The 16,206-nt window shown below is 73.0% G+C and carries 14 protein-coding genes; 5 read left to right on the forward strand and 9 right to left on the reverse strand.

Features of this window, described 5'->3' with window-relative positions; genetic code table 11:
• Positions 1-75: 75 nt before the first annotated feature.
• From E7Z53_RS03085 to E7Z53_RS03095, 3 genes are all read right to left on the reverse strand, one after another.
• On the reverse strand, positions 76-1,251 hold the full coding sequence (locus tag E7Z53_RS03085) for a zinc-dependent alcohol dehydrogenase (protein ID WP_058875064.1): 1,176 nt from the start codon (positions 1,249-1,251) through the stop codon (positions 76-78).
• A gap of 72 nt (positions 1,252-1,323) precedes the next feature.
• Positions 1,324-2,103: a hypothetical protein gene (locus E7Z53_RS03090; RefSeq protein ID WP_217905338.1), complete on the reverse strand. Its 780-nt coding sequence runs from the start codon at positions 2,101-2,103 to the stop codon at positions 1,324-1,326.
• Between the two features lie 121 nt (positions 2,104-2,224).
• Positions 2,225-2,638 carry a hypothetical protein gene (locus E7Z53_RS03095; protein WP_176337131.1) on the reverse strand — a complete coding sequence of 138 codons (414 nt, stop codon included), beginning with the start codon at positions 2,636-2,638 and terminating at the stop codon, positions 2,225-2,227.
• A 255-nt stretch (positions 2,639-2,893) separates the two neighbouring features.
• Here E7Z53_RS03095 and E7Z53_RS03100 point away from each other — a divergent pair, with 255 nt between their 5' ends.
• Positions 2,894-3,556 (forward strand): TetR/AcrR family transcriptional regulator, encoded by a 663-nt coding sequence (locus tag E7Z53_RS03100; protein ID WP_017831787.1) that lies wholly within the window; start codon positions 2,894-2,896, stop codon positions 3,554-3,556.
• 63 nt (positions 3,557-3,619) lie between these two features.
• Positions 3,620-6,178 (forward strand): MMPL family transporter, encoded by a 2,559-nt coding sequence (locus E7Z53_RS03105; RefSeq protein ID WP_176337132.1) that lies wholly within the window; start codon positions 3,620-3,622, stop codon positions 6,176-6,178.
• A gap of 84 nt (positions 6,179-6,262) precedes the next feature.
• Here the strand turns inward: E7Z53_RS03105 and E7Z53_RS03110 are convergent, their stop codons facing one another.
• Complete coding sequence (locus tag E7Z53_RS03110; protein ID WP_176337133.1) at positions 6,263-8,047, reverse strand: N-acetylglutaminylglutamine amidotransferase; 1,785 nt, start codon at positions 8,045-8,047, stop codon at positions 6,263-6,265.
• 134 nt (positions 8,048-8,181) lie between these two features.
• On the opposite strand from E7Z53_RS03110, the gene E7Z53_RS03115 reads away from it, so the two are divergent.
• The gene (locus tag E7Z53_RS03115; protein ID WP_035924226.1) at positions 8,182-9,633 is read left to right on the forward strand and encodes an amidase family protein; all 1,452 of its coding nucleotides are present in this window, start codon (positions 8,182-8,184) and stop codon (positions 9,631-9,633) included.
• Positions 9,634-9,679: 46 nt separating this feature from the next.
• Here the strand turns inward: E7Z53_RS03115 and E7Z53_RS03120 are convergent, their stop codons facing one another.
• The 5 genes from E7Z53_RS03120 to E7Z53_RS03140 all read right to left on the reverse strand — a co-directional run bounded on the left by E7Z53_RS03120 (position 9,680) and on the right by E7Z53_RS03140 (position 14,192).
• Positions 9,680-10,309: a methylated-DNA--[protein]-cysteine S-methyltransferase gene (locus tag E7Z53_RS03120; RefSeq protein ID WP_152609228.1), complete on the reverse strand. Its 630-nt coding sequence runs from the start codon at positions 10,307-10,309 to the stop codon at positions 9,680-9,682.
• Positions 10,306-10,872, reverse strand: a complete 567-nt coding sequence (locus tag E7Z53_RS03125; protein ID WP_369597943.1) for an RNA polymerase sigma factor — start codon at positions 10,870-10,872, stop codon at positions 10,306-10,308. The genes E7Z53_RS03120 and E7Z53_RS03125 overlap by 4 nt, the downstream gene beginning before the upstream one ends.
• A gap of 217 nt (positions 10,873-11,089) precedes the next feature.
• Positions 11,090-12,595, reverse strand: coding sequence for a tripartite tricarboxylate transporter permease (locus E7Z53_RS03130; RefSeq protein WP_176337135.1), 1,506 nt, complete (start codon positions 12,593-12,595; stop codon positions 11,090-11,092).
• A 2-nt stretch (positions 12,596-12,597) separates the two neighbouring features.
• Complete coding sequence (locus E7Z53_RS03135; protein WP_313960170.1) at positions 12,598-13,173, reverse strand: tripartite tricarboxylate transporter TctB family protein; 576 nt, start codon at positions 13,171-13,173, stop codon at positions 12,598-12,600.
• Positions 13,170-14,192 (reverse strand): tripartite tricarboxylate transporter substrate binding protein, encoded by a 1,023-nt coding sequence (locus E7Z53_RS03140; protein ID WP_241482815.1) that lies wholly within the window; start codon positions 14,190-14,192, stop codon positions 13,170-13,172. The genes E7Z53_RS03135 and E7Z53_RS03140 overlap by 4 nt, the downstream gene beginning before the upstream one ends.
• Positions 14,193-14,443: 251 nt before the next feature.
• Here E7Z53_RS03140 and E7Z53_RS03145 point away from each other — a divergent pair, with 251 nt between their 5' ends.
• Together E7Z53_RS03145 and E7Z53_RS03150 are read left to right on the forward strand one after the other, a co-directional pair.
• Positions 14,444-14,803 carry a universal stress protein gene (locus E7Z53_RS03145; RefSeq protein WP_017831800.1) on the forward strand — a complete coding sequence of 120 codons (360 nt, stop codon included), beginning with the start codon at positions 14,444-14,446 and terminating at the stop codon, positions 14,801-14,803.
• A 3-nt stretch (positions 14,804-14,806) separates the two neighbouring features.
• Positions 14,807-16,072, forward strand: coding sequence for an MFS transporter (locus tag E7Z53_RS03150; RefSeq protein WP_176337136.1), 1,266 nt, complete (start codon positions 14,807-14,809; stop codon positions 16,070-16,072).
• Positions 16,073-16,206 lie beyond the last annotated feature (134 nt).

Here is a 16,206-nt window from a genome sequence, read left to right on the forward strand (position 1 = left end):
CACCGTGGACGGCGCGCGCCGGCCCCCGTCCCTCACGAGGGACGGGGGCCGGCGGCACGACCGCTGTGGGCGGGGCTACGGCTTGAGCACCACCTTGATGCAGCCGTCCTCCTTCTTCTGGAACTTCTCGTACATCTCGGGCGCCTGCGCCAGCGGCACCTGGTGGGTCGCCAGGTCGAGCACGCCCAGCGGGTCCGAGGGGTCGTCCACGAGCGGCAGGAGCTCGTCGATCCAGAACTTCACGTTGCACTGGCCCATGCGCATCTGGACCTGCTTGTCGAACAGCGTGAGCATCGGCATGGGGTCCTTCATGCCGCCGTACACGCCGCTGAGCGAGATCGTCCCGCCGCGCCGGACGGCGTCGATGGCGGTGTACAGCGCGTCGAGCTTGTCCACCCCGGCCGTCTCCATCGCCTTGCGGCCCAGCGGGGACGGCAGCAGTCCCACCGCCTTGTGCGCCACGCCGGCCACGTGGGAGCCGTGCGCCTCCATCCCGACCGCGTCCACCACGGAGTCCGGACCGCGGCCGTCGGTGAGGTCCTTCAGTCGCTCGGCCACGTCGCCCGAGGAGTCCAGCGTCTCGATGCCGTGGCGCTCGGCCATCGCCCGGCGCTCGGCGACCGGGTCCACCGCGAGCACGCGGTAGCCCAGGTGCCGGCCGATCCGGGCGGACATCTGGCCGATCGGCCCCAGGCCCAGCACGGCCAGGGAGCCGCCCTCCGGGGGAGCGGCGTACTTCACGGCCTGCCACGCGGTGGGCACCACGTCGGAGAGGTACAGGTACCGCTCGTCCTCACCGGTCTCGGGGACCTTGATGGGCCCGTAGTCGGCGTGCGGCACCCGGAGGTACTCGGCCTGGCCGCCCGGCACCGAGCCGTAGAGCCGCGAGTAGCCGAGGAACGCCGCGCCGCTGTTGTACTCGCGGACCTGCGTGGTCTCGCACTGCGACTGCAGCCCCTGGTTGCACATGAAGCAGTGCCCGCAGGAGACGTTGAACGGGATGACCACACGGTCCCCGGCCTTGATGTGGGTGACGGCCGAGCCGACCTCCTCGACGATGCCCATCGGCTCGTGGCCGATGATGTCGCCCTTGTCCATGAACGGGCCCAGCACCTCGTACAGGTGCAGGTCCGACCCGCAGATCCCGGACGAGGTGATCCGGACGATCGCGTCCGTGGGCTCCTGGATCTGCGGATCCGGGACCTCCTCGACGCTCACGGAGCGCTTTCCCTGCCATGTCAGAGCCTTCATCGATCCTCCTTCTCAGGGCCGTCCCCTCCGGGCCGGATGGACAGCCTGCTGATCTGTTCGGTCGGCCCCAGCCTACTCGGCGCTCTCCCGGCCCGCATAGTGGCCGGTCCCGGACCCCGGTGCGGACCCCGGTCCGGGCTGCGAGGCAGCCTCTGATCCGGCCGCGGCCTCGCCCCGGAGGAAGTACGCCCCGACGGAGCCGGCGAGGGTGGCGAAGACGGCCACCGAGTAGAGCGCCAGCACCACCTCCAGCACGCGGGGGAAGCCTCCCTGCGCCCCGAGCTCCCGGCCCGTGACGGTGGACATCGCCGCGTCGGACAGCGCCGGGCCGTATCCCGCGTAGTGGCCGAGGACGTACAGCAGCTGGCTCGAGACCAGCACGACGACGCCGGTGACCGCCGCGAGCCAGCCGATCCTGCTGGACAGCAGCTTCCCCGCCGAGCGGGAGCCGCGCACCCCGGCCGAGAGCACGCTCCCCGCCCGCGTCAGGCGGGTGAGCCGGAGCAGCCGGGCGGCCTGCAGCGCACGGACGAAGCGCAGGAAGGGCAGCAGCAGGAACAGCACCTGCCACCAGTTGCGCTTCCAGAACCGGGCGGAGAACCCGGCGACGTAGGCCCGGAGCAGGAACTCGCCGACGAACACGGCCCAGAAGAGCCAGCCGACCACGTTGAGGAGGGCCACGAGCCCGGGGTCCTCGGCGAGCAGCTGCCCGAGCACCACGAACAGGAACAGCACGCCCAGCACGCCCATCGGCCGGTCGAGCCGGCGCGCGAGCCCCTCCGCGAGGCCTAGCTGCTCGGCCTCGTCGACCGGCCGCCGGTGCTCGTGCCGGGTGCCGTCGTTCCTCGCCACTGCTGTCCTCTCGGTCGCGCCGGTCTGCTCCTGGCCCACGGTAGGGCACGGGCGCGCGGACCCTGCCCGGGGCGCGGGCGCAGGCCCGTCCGTCCGTCCGTCCGCGGGGGAGTGCGGAGGGTCAGTCCGTTCGCGTCACGGTCGCGTCGACGAGGATGAGCTCCTCGCCGCGGTCGACGTAGAGCTGCGCCGTCTCCTCGTCGGCGACCGCCTGCAGCGCCTCGTAGTCGTCGACCGTGAAGACGTCCCGCTCCTCCACCGTGCCGGTGGCCTCGACCTCGTCGCCCACGGACAGCCCCTCCGGCAGCTGGTCTGCGAGCACGAGCGTGTCCTCCGCGCCGATGGCGATCACCTGATGGGCCAGGACCTCCTGCACCTCGCCGGTGAGCGTCATGGCCTCGCCCACGAGCTCCTCGGTGGGCACGCCCGACTGGTCGGCGCGGGTCAGCTCGGTCTCCTCGGCGCAGCCGGCGGCGGTGCCGGCCAGGAGGAGCGCGGCCGCCGCGGAGGCTGCGGTCCGGGGGAAGCGGTGCATGGTGGTCTCCTCGTCGTCGTGCTGTGCTCGGTGCCGTTCCGGCAGGACGGGGACGACCGTACGCGGGAGGATCACCGTGCGGCCACCCCCGAGGGCCCTCCCGCAGGGTTCTCGCCGCGGATCGTGACCCGGTCGTGATCCTTCGCCCCCTCCATTTCCCGCGGTCGGCGTTCCGGGCGGGCCGCGTCCGGTGTGGCACGTTGCACACAGTGCAATGTTGCACGGAGTGCATGGTTGCACCTAGTGTCAGCACTCGTGACGAACCTGCCCGCCGAGCCCGCCCGGCACCACCCCCCGGAGGACCGGCGGGAGGCCGTGAAGTACCACAACCGCCGCGCCATCATCGACGCCGCCGCGGCCCTGGCCGCGGAGCGCGGACTGGGGCGCTTCACCGTCAACGACCTCGCCGATCGGGCCGGGGTCTCGCGGCGCACCATCTTCAACCACTTCGCCTCCGCGGACGACGCGGTCTACGCGCGCTTCAGCGAGCTGCTCGGCGTGTTCGTCGACAACTTCGCGCGCGTCGTGGAGGCCACCCCGCCGCCCGCGAACCCCAGCCCCGGCGCCGTCCTCGAGCAGCTGGCCGACGTCATCGAGCGGACCGAGCTCGTCCCCGCCATGTGCCACATCGCCCACCTGATGGGCGCGAGCGGGGACAGCCCCATCACCGCGATGTGGGCGCACGAGGTGTTCCAGACCCTCACCGCCCGGCTGGCCGCCGAGATCACCGACCGGGTCCCCGGCGCACCCTCCTTCACCGTGGACCTGCTCGCAAGCCTGCTGCTCCACGCCCTGGCCGTGTCCTTCGAGCGGTGGGCCGAGGAGACCGGCGCGGTGGACACCCCGGACAGCCGCGAGACCTGGCGCCGGCTGCTGCGCACCGCCGTGGAGCGCCTGCGCCACGGCTTCGCCGACTGACCCGACCGACAGAGCACGACCCCCAGAGCACGACCCACGGAACACGACCGACAGAGAAGAGACATGGCACATCTGCTGTACCGACTCGGGCGCTTCGCCGCCCGTCGCGCCTGGGCCGTGGTCGCGGCCTGGGCGGTGGTCCTGCTCCTCGCCGGCGGCGCCTTCGCCGCCTTCGGCGGGCAGCTGACCAACGCGATCACCGTTCCCGGCACCGAGACCCAGCGGCTGGCCGACCGCCTGCAGAGCGAGCTGCCCGACGCCGGCCACGGCACCGGCCGGATCGTGTTCCAGACCGAGGACGGCGACCCGTTCACCGCGGACCAGCGCGAGCAGATCGGGAAGGCGCTCACCGAGGCGGAGGAGTCCCCGGGCGTCGACGGCGTCCTGGACCCGTTCGCCGCCCAGGACGAGCGCGAGGCGCAGGAGCAGCAGCTCGCGGACGGGCGCGAACAGGCCGCCGACGGCCGCGCGCAGCTCGACGCCGCCGAGGACACGCTCGACGAGAACCAGGAGAAGCTCGACACCGCCCGGGAGCAGGCCGAGCGGGCCGACGCCCCCGACCAGGTCCTCGACGAGCTCGACGAGCGCCAGGAGGCCCTCGACGACGGCCGCGCGGAGCTCGAGCGCAACCGGGAGCAGCTCGCGGACGGCCTGCCCGAGCTCGACCGCGGCGAGCGGATGATGGCCCTGGCCGAGGAGACCCGCACGGTCTCCGCGGACGGCACCACCGCGATGGCCGTGGTGACCTTCACCGCCGAGCAGCAGGCGGTCACCGCCGAGGAGAAGGAGTCCCTCCAGGCCGCCGTGGACGGCACGGAGATCGAGGGCGTGCAGGTCGACTACTCCCTGGAGATCGCCCAGGACATCTCCCAGCTCGTCGGCCCCGCCGAGGTGATCGGCGTGGTCATCGCCGGGATCGTGCTGCTCGTCATGCTCGGCACCCTCGTGGCCGCCGGCCTGCCCATCCTGATGGCACTCACCGGCGTGTCCGTCGGCGCCCTCGGCGTGCTGTCCTTCTCCGGGGTGCTGGACATGATGTCGGTGACCCCGATGCTGGGCGTCATGCTCGGACTGGCCGTGGGCATCGACTACTCGCTGTTCATCCTCAACCGGCACCGCCAGCAGCTGCTGGCCGGCACGGAGCTGCACGAGTCCATCGGCCTGGCCACCGGGACCTCCGGCAACGCGGTGGTCTTCGCCGGGCTGACCGTGATCATCGCCCTGGCCGCGCTCAACGTCACCGGCATCCCGTTCCTGGGCGTCATGGGCACCGCGGCGGCGGTCTGCGTGGCCGTGGCCGTGCTGGTCGCCGTGACCCTCACCCCGGCGCTGCTGTCCCTGGTGGGGGAGCGGCTGCTCTCCGCCCGCGCCCGGACCCGCGCGGCCCGCCGGCCCGCCCACCTCGGGGAACCCCGCCCCGGGGTGGCCACCCGCCACCCGGTGCTGACCCTCGTGGCCGGTGTGCTCGCGCTCGTCGTCGTCGCGCTCCCCGCGGCCTCGATGCGCCTGGGCCTGCCGGACGCCTCCTCCGAGCCCGAGGACTCCACCCAGTACCGCACCTACCAGGTCCTCGACGAGAAGTTCGGCGCCGGCGCCAACGGCCCGCTGCTCGTGGTCGCCGACCTGCCGGAGGGCACGGACGAGTCCGGGGCCGCCGATCTGCAGCTCGCCGTGGGCGAGGAGCTCATGGCGGAGGACGACGTCGTCTCGGTGGTCCCGGCGGGGCTGTCGGAGGACCACCGGACCGCCGCGTTCCAGGTCGTGCCCGTGGACGGCCCGGCCGCCGAGTCCACCGAGCGGCTCGTCAACGACCTGCGCGCCCTGTCCCCCGCCCTGGAGGACGAGCTCGGAGTGAGCATCGGCGTCACCGGCCAGACCGGCGGCAACATCGACGTCTCCCAGCTGCTGGCCGACGCGCTGCCGCTGTACCTCACCGTGGTGATCGGGCTGTCCCTGGTGCTGCTGGTGCTCGTCTTCCGCTCGATCCTCGTGCCGGTCGTGGCGACCGCCGGGTTCATGCTCTCCCTCTTCGCCGCGTTCGGCGCGGTGGTGGCGATCTACCAGTGGGGCTGGCTGGGCGGTCTGCTCGGCGTGCACGCGCCGGGCCCGGTCCTGAGCTTCCTGCCCACCATCCTCGTGGGCGTGCTGTTCGGCCTGGCCATGGACTACCAGCTGTTCCTCGTCTCCGGGATGCGGGAGGCGTTCGTGCACGGCCGCTCGGCGCGGGCCGCCGTGCAGGAGGGGCTCCAGGCCGGCCGGGCCGTGGTCACCGCCGCCGCGATCATCATGATCTCGGTGTTCGCCGGCTTCATGTTCTCCCACATGGCGATGATCCGGCCCCTGGGCTTCGGGCTCGCCTTCGGCGTGCTCGTCGACGCCTTCGTGGTGCGCATGACGCTGATCCCCGCGGTCATGCACCTGCTCGGCGACCGGGCCTGGTGGCTGCCCCGCTGGCTCGACCGGATCCTGCCGAACGTGGACGTGGAGGGCGACTCCCTGCGCCGCGACCGCACCCCCGCCCCCGAGGACCCGGCCGCCGCGGCCGACCCGAGCGGCTGGGGCGACGCGGCGCCGGGCCCGGACGCCGAGCGCGAGCTGGTCGGCGCCGGCCGGCGCGACTGACGCGGAGGTCCCCGGCGAGGACGGCGCGCCCCGTCACCCGCAGCGGGTGACGGGGCGCGCCGTCGTCGGTCCGGTCCGCTGCGGTCAGGAGATGCCGTTCTCCTGCAGCCACATCTCCAGCAGGCCCAGCTGCCACAGCACGTTCGAGCGCAGCGGCGTGTGGTGCTGGTTCGGGTCGGCCAGCAGGGTCTCCACGACCTCCGAGTTGTAGAGCCCGCGCCGCACCGCCGCCGGGTCGGTCAGGGCGGCCTCGACCCGGTCCAGGGTCCCGCCCTCGAGGGTGCGGATCGCCGGGACCGGGAAGTAGCCCTTCTTCCGGTCGATCACCTCGTCCGGGACGATGCCGCGCGCCGCGCGCTTGAGCACGCCCTTGCCGCCGTCGGCGAGCTTGAGCTCCGGCGGGATGCGCCCGGCGAACTCCACGAGCTCGTGGTCGAGGAACGGCACCCGCGCCTCGAGGCCCCACGACATGGTCATGTTGTCCACGCGCTTCACGGGGTCGTCCACGAGCATCACCGTGGAGTCGGTGCGCAGGGCGGCGTCCACGGCCGTCTCCGCGCCGGGGCGGCCGAAGTGGCGCTCGATGAACGCGGTCGGCGCGTCGTGGGTCGCCATCCACTCGGGGGAGAGGACCTTCGCGAGCCGGGACCACGGCCGGTCGAAGAACGACTGGGAGTAGGTCTTCCGGGCGTCGTCGCGCGCGACGTCGGCCAGCGGCGGGTACCAGTGGTAGCCGCCGAGCACCTCGTCGGCGCCCTGCCCCGACTGCACCACCTTGACGTGCTTCGAGACCTCCTCGCTGAGCAGGTAGAAGGCCACGCAGTCGTGGCTGATCATGGGCTCGCTCATCGCGGCGACGGTCCGGTCGATCGCCGGGACCAGGCGGGCGTCGTCGATCGCGATCTGGTGGTGGTCGGTGCCGAAGCGGCGGGCCACGAGGGACGAGAACTCGAACTCGTCCCCGGACTCCTCGCCCCGGGACTCGAAGCCGATGCTGAACGTCTGCAGGTCCTCCTGCCCGCTCTCCGCGAGCAGGGCGACGACGAGGCTCGAGTCGATGCCGCCGGAGAGCAGCACGCCCACGGGGACGTCCGCCACCATGCGCCGCTTCACCGCGGTGCGCAGCTTCTCGACGAGCCCGTCCTGCCACTCCTGCTCGGACCAGCCCGAGCGGTCCTCGTCGCGGGTGAACTGGGGGTTCCAGTACTCGTGGTCCGAGGCCGAGCCGTCGGGCTCGACCGTGCGCACGGTCGCCGGCGGCATCTTCCGCACGCCCTTGAGGATCGTGCGCGGGGCCGGGACCACCGAGTGGAAGGTGAGGTAGTAGGACAGGGCCGTGCGGTCGATCGAGGTGTCGACGTCCCCGGCCGCCAGCAGCGCCTGCACCGTGGACGCGAACCGCAGGCGCGCCCCCGTGTGGTCGACGTAGAGCGGCTTGATGCCCAGCCGGTCGCGGGCCAGGACGGTGCGCCCGCTCGTGTGCTCGGTGATGGCGAAGGCGAACATGCCGTGGAAGTGGTAGACGCACTCCCGGCCCCAGCGGTGGTAGGCCTTCAGGGCGACCTCGGTGTCCGAGGTGGAGAAGAACTCGTAGCCCATCCCGCGCAGCTCCTCGCGCAGCTGCCGGTAGTTGTAGATCATCCCGTTGAACACGATCGACAGCCCCAGCCGGGAGTCGACCATCGGCTGCCCGCCCGAGGGGCTCAGGTCGACGATCTTCAGCCGGCAGTGGCCCATGGCCACCGGCCCCTGGGCCCAGGCGCCCTGCCCGTCCGGGCCGCGGCCGGCCTGGGCGCACGTCATGCGGTGGATCGTGCCCGGGTCCGCGCCGGCGCCGTCGAACCGGACCTCACCGGCGATGCCGCACATCAGCGCTCACCTCCGCTCCGGGGCCGGGACGGGATCGGAAGAGAAGGTCCGTGGAGGGAGAGCATCCTCCAATGCTACGGGGGCACGCCGCCGAGCGCCCTTCCGGGGACCGGAGCCCGGCGTACGGTGCCTGTATGACCACCGACCCCACCGACCCCTGCCGGCTCTCCGCGCGGGAGCTCGCCGCGGCCGTCCGGGCCCGCACGGTCTCCGCGCGGGAGGTGCTCGACGCCCACTTCGCCCGGATCGACGCCGTGAACCCCGCCGTGAACGCCGTGGTCACGCAGGTCCGCGAGCAGGCGTACGCGGCCGCCGCCCGCGCCGACGAGCTCACCGCCGCCACACCCGCCGCCGAGCTGCCGCCCCTGCACGGGGTGCCGATGACGCACAAGGACACCCACGCCACCGCCGGGATCCGCACCACGTCCGGCTCCCCGGTGTTCGCCGAGCACGTCCCGGGGCACGACGACCTGATCGTCGCCCGGTTCACGGCGGCCGGGGTGATCAGCACCGGGAAGAACAACGTGCCCGAGTTCGCCGCGGGCTCCCACAGCTTCAACGAGGTCTTCGGGACCACGCACAACCCCTGGGCGCTCGACCGCAGCGCGGGCGGGTCCAGCGGCGGGGCGGCCGCGGCGATCGCGTCCCGGATCCAGCCCCTGGGCGACGGCTCCGACATGGGCGGGTCCCTGCGCAACCCGGCTGCGTTCTGCGGCATCGCCGGCTTCCGACCCTCCGCCGGGGTCGTGCCCTCGGCCCCGGCCGGCAACGCCTGGGAGTGGCTGGGCCGCTCCGGTCCGCTGGCCCGCAGCGTGGACGACCTCGCCCTGGCCATGTCCGTGCTGGCCGGCCCCGACCCGCGGATCCCCCTGGACTGCCCGGCACCGCGGACCGGGTTCCGGGCGCTCGCGGCGGAGGACCCACCCGACCCGGGGGCCCGCCCCCTGGCCGGCGTGCGGATCGGGCTGAGCGCGGACTTCGGCCTCGGCGTCCCGGTGGAGCCGGAGATCGTCGAAGTGCTGGTCGCCCAAGCGCGGGTGTTCGAGGAGCTCGGTGCCGTGGTCGAGGAGGCCGTCCCGGACCTGCGCGACGCCGACGAGGTGTTCGACGTGACCCGGGCCTTCGACATGGCCGTGAATCTGCGCGAGGTGGTCGCGGAGCACCGCGAGCTCGTGAAGCCGGAGATCGTGTGGAACGTCGAGAAGGGCCTGGCGCTGACCGCCGAGCAGCTCATGGACGCCGCCCTGGCGCGCACGCGCCTGCACGAGGCAGTGCGCGCGTTCTTCGGCCGCTGGGACGTGCTGCTGACCCCCACCTCCCAGGTGCTGCCGTTCCCGTCGGCGGAGCGCTGGCCCCGCACGGTCGCGGGTATGCCGATGCAGACATATGTCGAGTGGATGCGCTCGGCGAGCCTGATCTCCGCCACCGGCTGCCCGGCCGTCTCGGTGCCGGGCGGCTTCAGCCCCGGCGGGCTGCCCGTGGGGCTGCAGCTCGTCGCCGCGCACGGGCGCGACGTCGAGCTGCTCCGGACCGCCCGCGCCTACGACCACGCCACCCGGCACGCGGACGCCGCGCCGCGCCTCTGAGGTGCGGCGCGACGCCGGCACGTCGTACCGGGGCGGCCGATCCTGCTCAGGCCGCCGCCTCCAGCTCGAGCAGCGCCGCCTTGGCCTCCAGGCCGCCGACGTACCCGCCCAGGCCGCCGTCCCCGCGCAGCACGCGGTGGCACGGGACCACCACGGGCAGCGGGTTCGTGGCGCAGGCCGTGCCCACCGCCCGCACGGCCTGCGGGCGCCCGACCGACCGGGCCACCGCGCCGTAGCTCTCCGTGCGGCCGTAGCCGATCTCGGGCAGGTGCTCCTGGACCAGGCGCCGGAACCCGTGCGAGAGCGACCGGTCCAGCGGGAGGTCGAAGCGGGTGCGCGTCCCGGCGAAGTACTCCTCGAGCTGCCGGACGGCCGGTGCCAGGCGGGCCGGGGCCCGCAGCACCCGCGGGCTGATCCGGCGGGCCAGGTCCTGCAAGACCGCCTCGTGGTCCTCCCGCGCGTAGGCCACCCGCACCAGCCCCTCCTCCGTGGCGGCCAGCAGCAGCACGCCCACCGGGGTGCTGACGGTCGTGAACGCGACGTCGAGCAACCCCGCCCGGGCGGCCCCCTCCTCCAGGCGCCGGTGCAGACCGCGCAGCACGGTCTCCGGCACGGGGTCGGCGCGGAGGCTCCGCAGGGGGGAGCGCGGGGTCGAGCCGAGGGTGTTCGTGGTCATTGGTCCTCTCCTGTCCGGTCGAGCTGGGTGTGGTGCCCCGTGCGGTTCCCGGCGCGGTTCCCCGGGAGAGCCTTGGCGTGGTTCCCGGCGCGGGTTCCCGTGCCGTTCGCGGGGGCGGTCGTGATGAGGGCCTTGCGGAGGGCGGCCACGCCGTCCGAGGCGGCCCGGCGGGCGGCCTCCGGGGTGCCGCCGAGCAGCTCGGCGATCTGCCGGTAGGGCAGTCCGCCCAGATAGCGGTAGGCCACGGCGTGCCGCTGCTTGGGCGGCAGGGCGGCCACCGCCGCCCACAGCGGGGAGTCGTGCTCGTGCGGGGCGTCCCGGTGGGCCGGTGGCTCCGGGAGGGTGGCCACGGGCACCGCCGCCCGGCACCGGGCCCGGACGACGTCGACCGCCTTGCGGTGGGCGATCGTCACCAGCCACGCCTGCACGTTCGCCGTGGCCGGCAGGTCCGGGTACGCCCGCAGCGCGGCCAGGAACGTCTCCGACCACGCGTCCTCGGCGTCCGCGGACGTGCTCAGCACGGCCCGGCAGACCCGCCACACCACGGGGCCGTGCCGAGTCACCAGTGTCTCGAAAGGCTCTTTCGTCTCCATCACCCCGTAGACGGACGGACCGGCCGGAATGTGAGGTCGGCGCCGGGACCTTCCTCCCATCCTGCCGGACCGGGTGCCGAGAGAGCCGTTCACTGCCCCGGCAGCACGTCGTCCGGGTGGATGTGCCGCAGCGCCCCGCCCCGGGACTCTTGGGGCGGGGCGCTGCGGCACGCGGTGGGGCCGGGGGCTACACGTCCCGGCGGGCGCGGTTGACGATCTTGGACCGGACGGTCAGCGCCAGCACGATGAGGAGCAGGCTGTAGATCACCAGCGGGATGGGACCGGTCACGAAGACCGAGTAGTCGCCGTTGGAGGAGAGCAGGGCGTCGCGCATGCTGGTCTCGGCCAGCGGGCCCAGCACCATGCCGATCATCAGGGGAGCCAGGGGCACGCCGTGGCGGCGCATCGTGAAGCCGACCAGGGCGATGCCCAGCAGCAGCAGCAGGTCGAACACCGACCCGGAGGTCGCGTAGACGCCGAGACCGCAGAACACCGTGATCCCGGCGTAGAGGTAGGGCTTGGGGATCAGCAGCAGCTTGGCCCAGTACTGGGCGAACGGCAGGTTGATGATCAGCAGCACGATCATCGCGATGAAGAAGCTGGCCAGCAGCGCCCACACCAGCTCCGGCGCGCGGTCGAACAGCAGCGGGCCCGGCTGGAGACCGTACTGCTGGAAGGCCGCGAGCATGATCGCCGCGGTCGCCGAGACCGGCAGGCCCAGGGCCAGCAGCGCGCCCATCGCGGTGCCTGTGGTGGCGTTGCCGGCGGCCTCGGGTGCGGCCAGACCGCGAATGGCGCCCCGGCCGAACATGGGGTTCGGGCGGCGGCGGTCGAGGCGGCGCTCGACGTCGTAGGAGATGAAGGTGGGGATCTCCGCGCCGCCGGCGGGGATGACACCGAAGGGCAGGCCGATGGCGGTGCCGCGGGCCCAGGCCGGGGCGGCCTCCTTGAGCTCGGCGCGGGACAGGAACGGGCGGCCTCCCGCGGAGATCTGCATCGAGGCGGGGTCGCGGCGGATCCGGGAGGCCACGAAGAACACCTCGCCGAGGGCCAGGATGGCCACGGTGACGGTGACCAGGGAGATGCCGTCGAACATCTGCGGGACCCCGAAGCTGAAGCGCTCGGTGCCGGAGATGGAGTCGATGCCCACGGTCGCGAAGCCCAGGCCCAGGACCAGGGCAGCCAGGCCCTTGACCGCGGAGTCGGAGACCACCGAGGAGGTGGCGATGAAGGCGAAGATCGCCAGGGCGAAGAATTCGGCCGGTCCGAAGTTCGCGGAGAAGTCCGCCAGCGCCGGGGCGAGGAAGACGACCAGGCAGGCCGCGACCATGCCGCCGATGAAGGCGCCGATCGCCGCGGTGGCCAGCGCCTGCGGGGCCCGGCCGTCCTTGGCCATCTTGTGGCCCTCGAAGGTGGAAGCGATCGCAGACGCCTGCCCCGGGGTGTTCATCAGGATGGCCATGGTGGAGTCGCCGAACATGCCGCCGAAGTAGACGCCGGCGAACATGATGAAGGCCGCGGTGGGGTCCAGCGCGAAGGTCATGGGCAGCAGCAGTGCCACCGCCATGGAGGAGCCCAGGCCCGGGAGCACGCCCACGGCGGTGCCCAGGAGGCAGCCGATGAGCACCCACAGCAGGTTCATGGGGGTCAGTGCCCCGGCGAAGCCGCCGGCGAGCAGTTCGAGTGCTTCCATGATCAGAAACCGCCTCCCAGGATGCCGGACGGGAGGTTCAGGCCCAGGCCGACGGAGAATGCCAGGTAGATCGCACTGGACAGGACCAGGGCGAGCGAGATGTCGAACAGGGGCCGGCGGCTGCCGATGCCGTGGGCCACGGCCCAGAACAGCACGGCGGCGGCCAGGATCCAGCCGAGGAACTCGATGGTCAGGGCGAAGACCAGGAACCCGGCCACGGACCAGATCACCGCGGACCAGTCCGAGTGCGTCCGGTACGTGCTCTCCGAGAGCTCCTCGGGGTGCTCGGGGGAGCGCAGGTAGTGCAGCACCAGCAGGGCGGCCAGGAGATAGCCCGCCACCATGAGGATGCCGGGGAAGAACTTGGGGCCCGGGAAGTCGGTGCCCTCGGGCACCTCCATGGTGAGGATGCCGATCAGCAGGTACGTGCTGAAGGCTGCCAGGAGCAGCGGCACGACCAGCCCGCTGCGCCCGTGCATCCGTCCTCCGCGAGGCGGCACGTCACGGCCGGCGGGGACGCCGCCGTGGCCGTCGTCCGCGACCTCGGCGGACGGGGTCGTGGGAAACGATGTGCTCACAGGTCCAACTCCTCGATGAGGGCCTCGATCTCGGCCCGGTCTTCCGCGATGAAATTCTCGAACTCCGGCCCGGTCAGGTAGACGTCCTGCCACTGGTTGCGCTCGAGGGCCTCGCGCCACTCCGGGGTCTCCACGGTCTCCGCGATGATCGCCTCCAGCTCGGCGAACTCCTCGTCGGTGATGCCGGGAGGCGCCACCATGCCGCGCCAGTTCGTCAGCTCGACGTCGTAGCCCTGCTCCTTGAAGGTTGGGGCGTCGAAGCCCTCGAGCCGCTCGGGCGCGGCGATCCCGAGGATCTTCAGGCGCCCGGCCTCGACCTGGTCGGCGAACTCGGTGAAGCCCGAGGTGGCCGCCTTGGCGGTGCCGGAGGAGATCGTCTGGATCGCCTCGCCGCCGGAGGTCTTGGGGATGTAGGTGAGGTCCGCGGGGTCGATCCCGGCCTGCAGGGCCAGGTCCGCGATGATGAGGTGGTCGATCGACCCTGCGGAGCCGCCCGTGAACGGGAAGGCCTTCGGGTCCTTCTTCCAGTCGGCGATCAGCTCGTCGAGGGTGTCGTACGGCGAATCGGCCGGCACCACGAGCGCGTCGTACTCCTCCGCCATGCGGGCGATCGGCCGGACGTCGTCGAGACCCACCGGGGAGTCGTTGAGCGCGACGCCGCCCAGCATGACCGTTCCGGTGGACATGATGGTGCTCGCCTGGCCCTCCATGGTGGTGAGCTGGCCCAGGCCGATCGTTCCGCCCGCGCCCGGGATGTTGACCACCTGGGCGTTGTTGACGATGTTGTTGGTGCGCATTGCCTGCTGCTGCTCGCGCACGAACGTGTCCCAGCCGCCGCCGGCGCCGGCCGGGGCGATCAGGGTCATGTTCGCGCGCAGGTCCGACCCGCCGCTCGCGGCCTGGATCGAGGTGAACGAGGCCAGGCCGATCACGGCGGCGGCGACGACGCCGTAGACCGTCATGGCGACCGGGTGCCGGCGTCGCGTGCCCTGCTGGGCCTGATCTGGTGGTGAACTCACGGGGATCCACTTTCCTGGGTCGGAGGGTGCGGGTGCATGGCTCGGTCCGAGCCTCTCCCGACGACGATAAGTGACCCGGGTCACGCGCCGGCCGTTGATCCATCTTTCGTGCGTACTGATCGTTGTGCTGGTTCTGCGCATTCTGCTCACGCCGGAAGAGACGTCCCTCACACGTTCGGCCGTAGGGTGGACCTCGTTTTGTACGCCCCTTTCCCACCACCCGATTTCCCCACCCCACCGCGGAGGCTCCCATGACCGTCGTCGTTGCCCGAACCAGCACCCCCGAGGGCGAGGCCGCGCTCGCGGCCGCGGTCGAGGAGGCCGGACGCCGCCAGGAGGACCTGCTGGTCTTCAACCTCGAGGGCGCCCAGCTCGACCCCGAGGGGAGCGAGCTGAACGGCGTGCCCGTCACCTTCCGCACCCCCGACACCCGCAACCGCGACGCCGTGGGCGAGCTCCTCGACGCCGCGGAGCAGGTCAACGCCTCCGCCGTGGTGATCGGCGTGAAGCACCGCAGCCCCGTGGGCAAGCTGCTGCTCGGCAGCGCCGCCCAGCAGGTGCTCCTCGAGGCCAACGCCCCGGTGATCGCGGTCAAGCCCCGGCGCTCCTGAGGCATGGCCTCGACCGCTCCGAGGGCCCGGTCCGGAGCATGGCTGTGGTTCCTCGTGGCCGGGGCCCTGCTCACGCAGACCGCCCTGAACCTGGTGCGCCCGGTCACCACCTACAAGCTGCTGTCCCTGGACGCCGACTCCGTGACGGTCGGCCTGGTCACGGCCGCCTACGCCGTGGTCCCGCTCGTCACGGCCATGTGGCTGGGCCGGATGACCGACCGGGTGCGGGACCTGCGGACCATGGTGGTCGTCGGCGCCCTGGTCCTGGCCCTCGGCGCGGGGGCGCTGGCCCTGGCGCCCAGCGTGGCGCTCGTCGCCGTGGCGAGCGCCCTGCTGGGCATGGGGCACCTGGTGTTCACCATCGCCGGGCAGTCGGCGGTCGCCCGCTTCTCCCCGCCGGACCAGCTGGACAAGGGCTTCGGCTGGTTCACCGCCGCCTTCTCCGCCGGGCAGCTGGTGGGCCCGCTGCTGGTCGGGGTGCTCCTGGGCACGGGCAGCGACGTCGCCTCGCCCGAGCGGGTCGCCGACATCACCCTGTCCCTGTGGATCGGGGCAGGGCTCTCGGTCCTCGTGGTGCCCGTCATGCTCCTGCACCGGCCGGCGTCCGGGGCCGCCGGGGCGCCCGCCCGGAACGACGACGCCGCTGCCGCGGAGCAGGCGGCTCCCGCCACCGGTGAGCTCGAGGTGGTCCCGGGAACGGCGCCGCGGGCATCGATGCTGCGGATCCTCAAGGTCCCCGGCATCCCGTCCCACATGCTGGCGTCCCTGGCCCTGCTCGCGATGCTCGACATCCTCACGGCCTTCCTGCCGCTGGTGGGGGAGCGGGCCGGGGTCTCCCCGGCGTGGATCGGCGTCCTGCTGGCCGTGCGCGGCGGCGCCTCGATCGTCTCGCGCGTCCTGCTGCCGTGGCTCGCGCACCGGATGTCCCGCCGGGCGCTGCTGCTGGTCAGCCTCTACGGCGCCGGCATCACCCTGGCCGTCCCGCCGGCCGTCATCACGGTGCCGTGGCTCGCCGCGGTGCTCCTGTTCGTGGGCGGCTTCTGCCTGGGCCTGGGCCAGCCGATCACCATGACCCTGGTCTCCACCGCCGTGCCCACCTCGTGGCGGGGCTCGGCGCTCGCCGTGCGGCTGGTCGGCAACCGGGCGGGGCAGGTCGCCATGCCCCTGCTGGCCGGCCTGGTGGCCGCGCCGCTCGGCCCGGCCGGGGCGATCTGGTCCACGTGCGCGGTGCTGCTGGTCAGCGGGCTGGAGAAGACCGTGCGGCGGTAGCCGGGGCCGGGACCACTTCGACAGCCCCGGCACAGGGACGCCACAACGGCGGCACAATCCCGGCTGGTCAGCTGGAGGACGAGAAGGACCGAGAGGTCCGGGCCGGCGGGCGGGAGCTCGTCGGCACGTCCGAC

Source organism: Kocuria salina (assembly GCF_013368965.1).
Taxonomy (GTDB): domain Bacteria; phylum Actinomycetota; class Actinomycetes; order Actinomycetales; family Micrococcaceae; genus Kocuria; species Kocuria rosea.

Excerpts from the sequence above, each read along its gene's own strand:
- E7Z53_RS03120 (WP_152609228.1), bottom strand. The coding sequence starts at position 10,309 with ATGACCACGAACACCCTCGGCTCGACCCCGCGCTCCCCCCTGCGGAGC.
- E7Z53_RS03105 (WP_176337132.1), top strand. The coding sequence starts at position 3,620 with ATGGCACATCTGCTGTACCGACTCGGGCGCTTCGCCGCCCGTCGCGCC.
- E7Z53_RS03095 (WP_176337131.1), bottom strand. The coding sequence starts at position 2,638 with ATGCACCGCTTCCCCCGGACCGCAGCCTCCGCGGCGGCCGCGCTCCTC.
- E7Z53_RS03150 (WP_176337136.1), top strand. The coding sequence starts at position 14,807 with ATGGCCTCGACCGCTCCGAGGGCCCGGTCCGGAGCATGGCTGTGGTTC.
- E7Z53_RS03110 (WP_176337133.1), bottom strand. The coding sequence starts at position 8,047 with ATGTGCGGCATCGCCGGTGAGGTCCGGTTCGACGGCGCCGGCGCGGAC.
- E7Z53_RS03085 (WP_058875064.1), bottom strand. The coding sequence starts at position 1,251 with ATGAAGGCTCTGACATGGCAGGGAAAGCGCTCCGTGAGCGTCGAGGAG.
- E7Z53_RS03130 (WP_176337135.1), bottom strand. The coding sequence starts at position 12,595 with ATGGAAGCACTCGAACTGCTCGCCGGCGGCTTCGCCGGGGCACTGACC.
- E7Z53_RS03115 (WP_035924226.1), top strand. The coding sequence starts at position 8,182 with ATGACCACCGACCCCACCGACCCCTGCCGGCTCTCCGCGCGGGAGCTC.
- E7Z53_RS03145 (WP_017831800.1), top strand. The coding sequence starts at position 14,444 with ATGACCGTCGTCGTTGCCCGAACCAGCACCCCCGAGGGCGAGGCCGCG.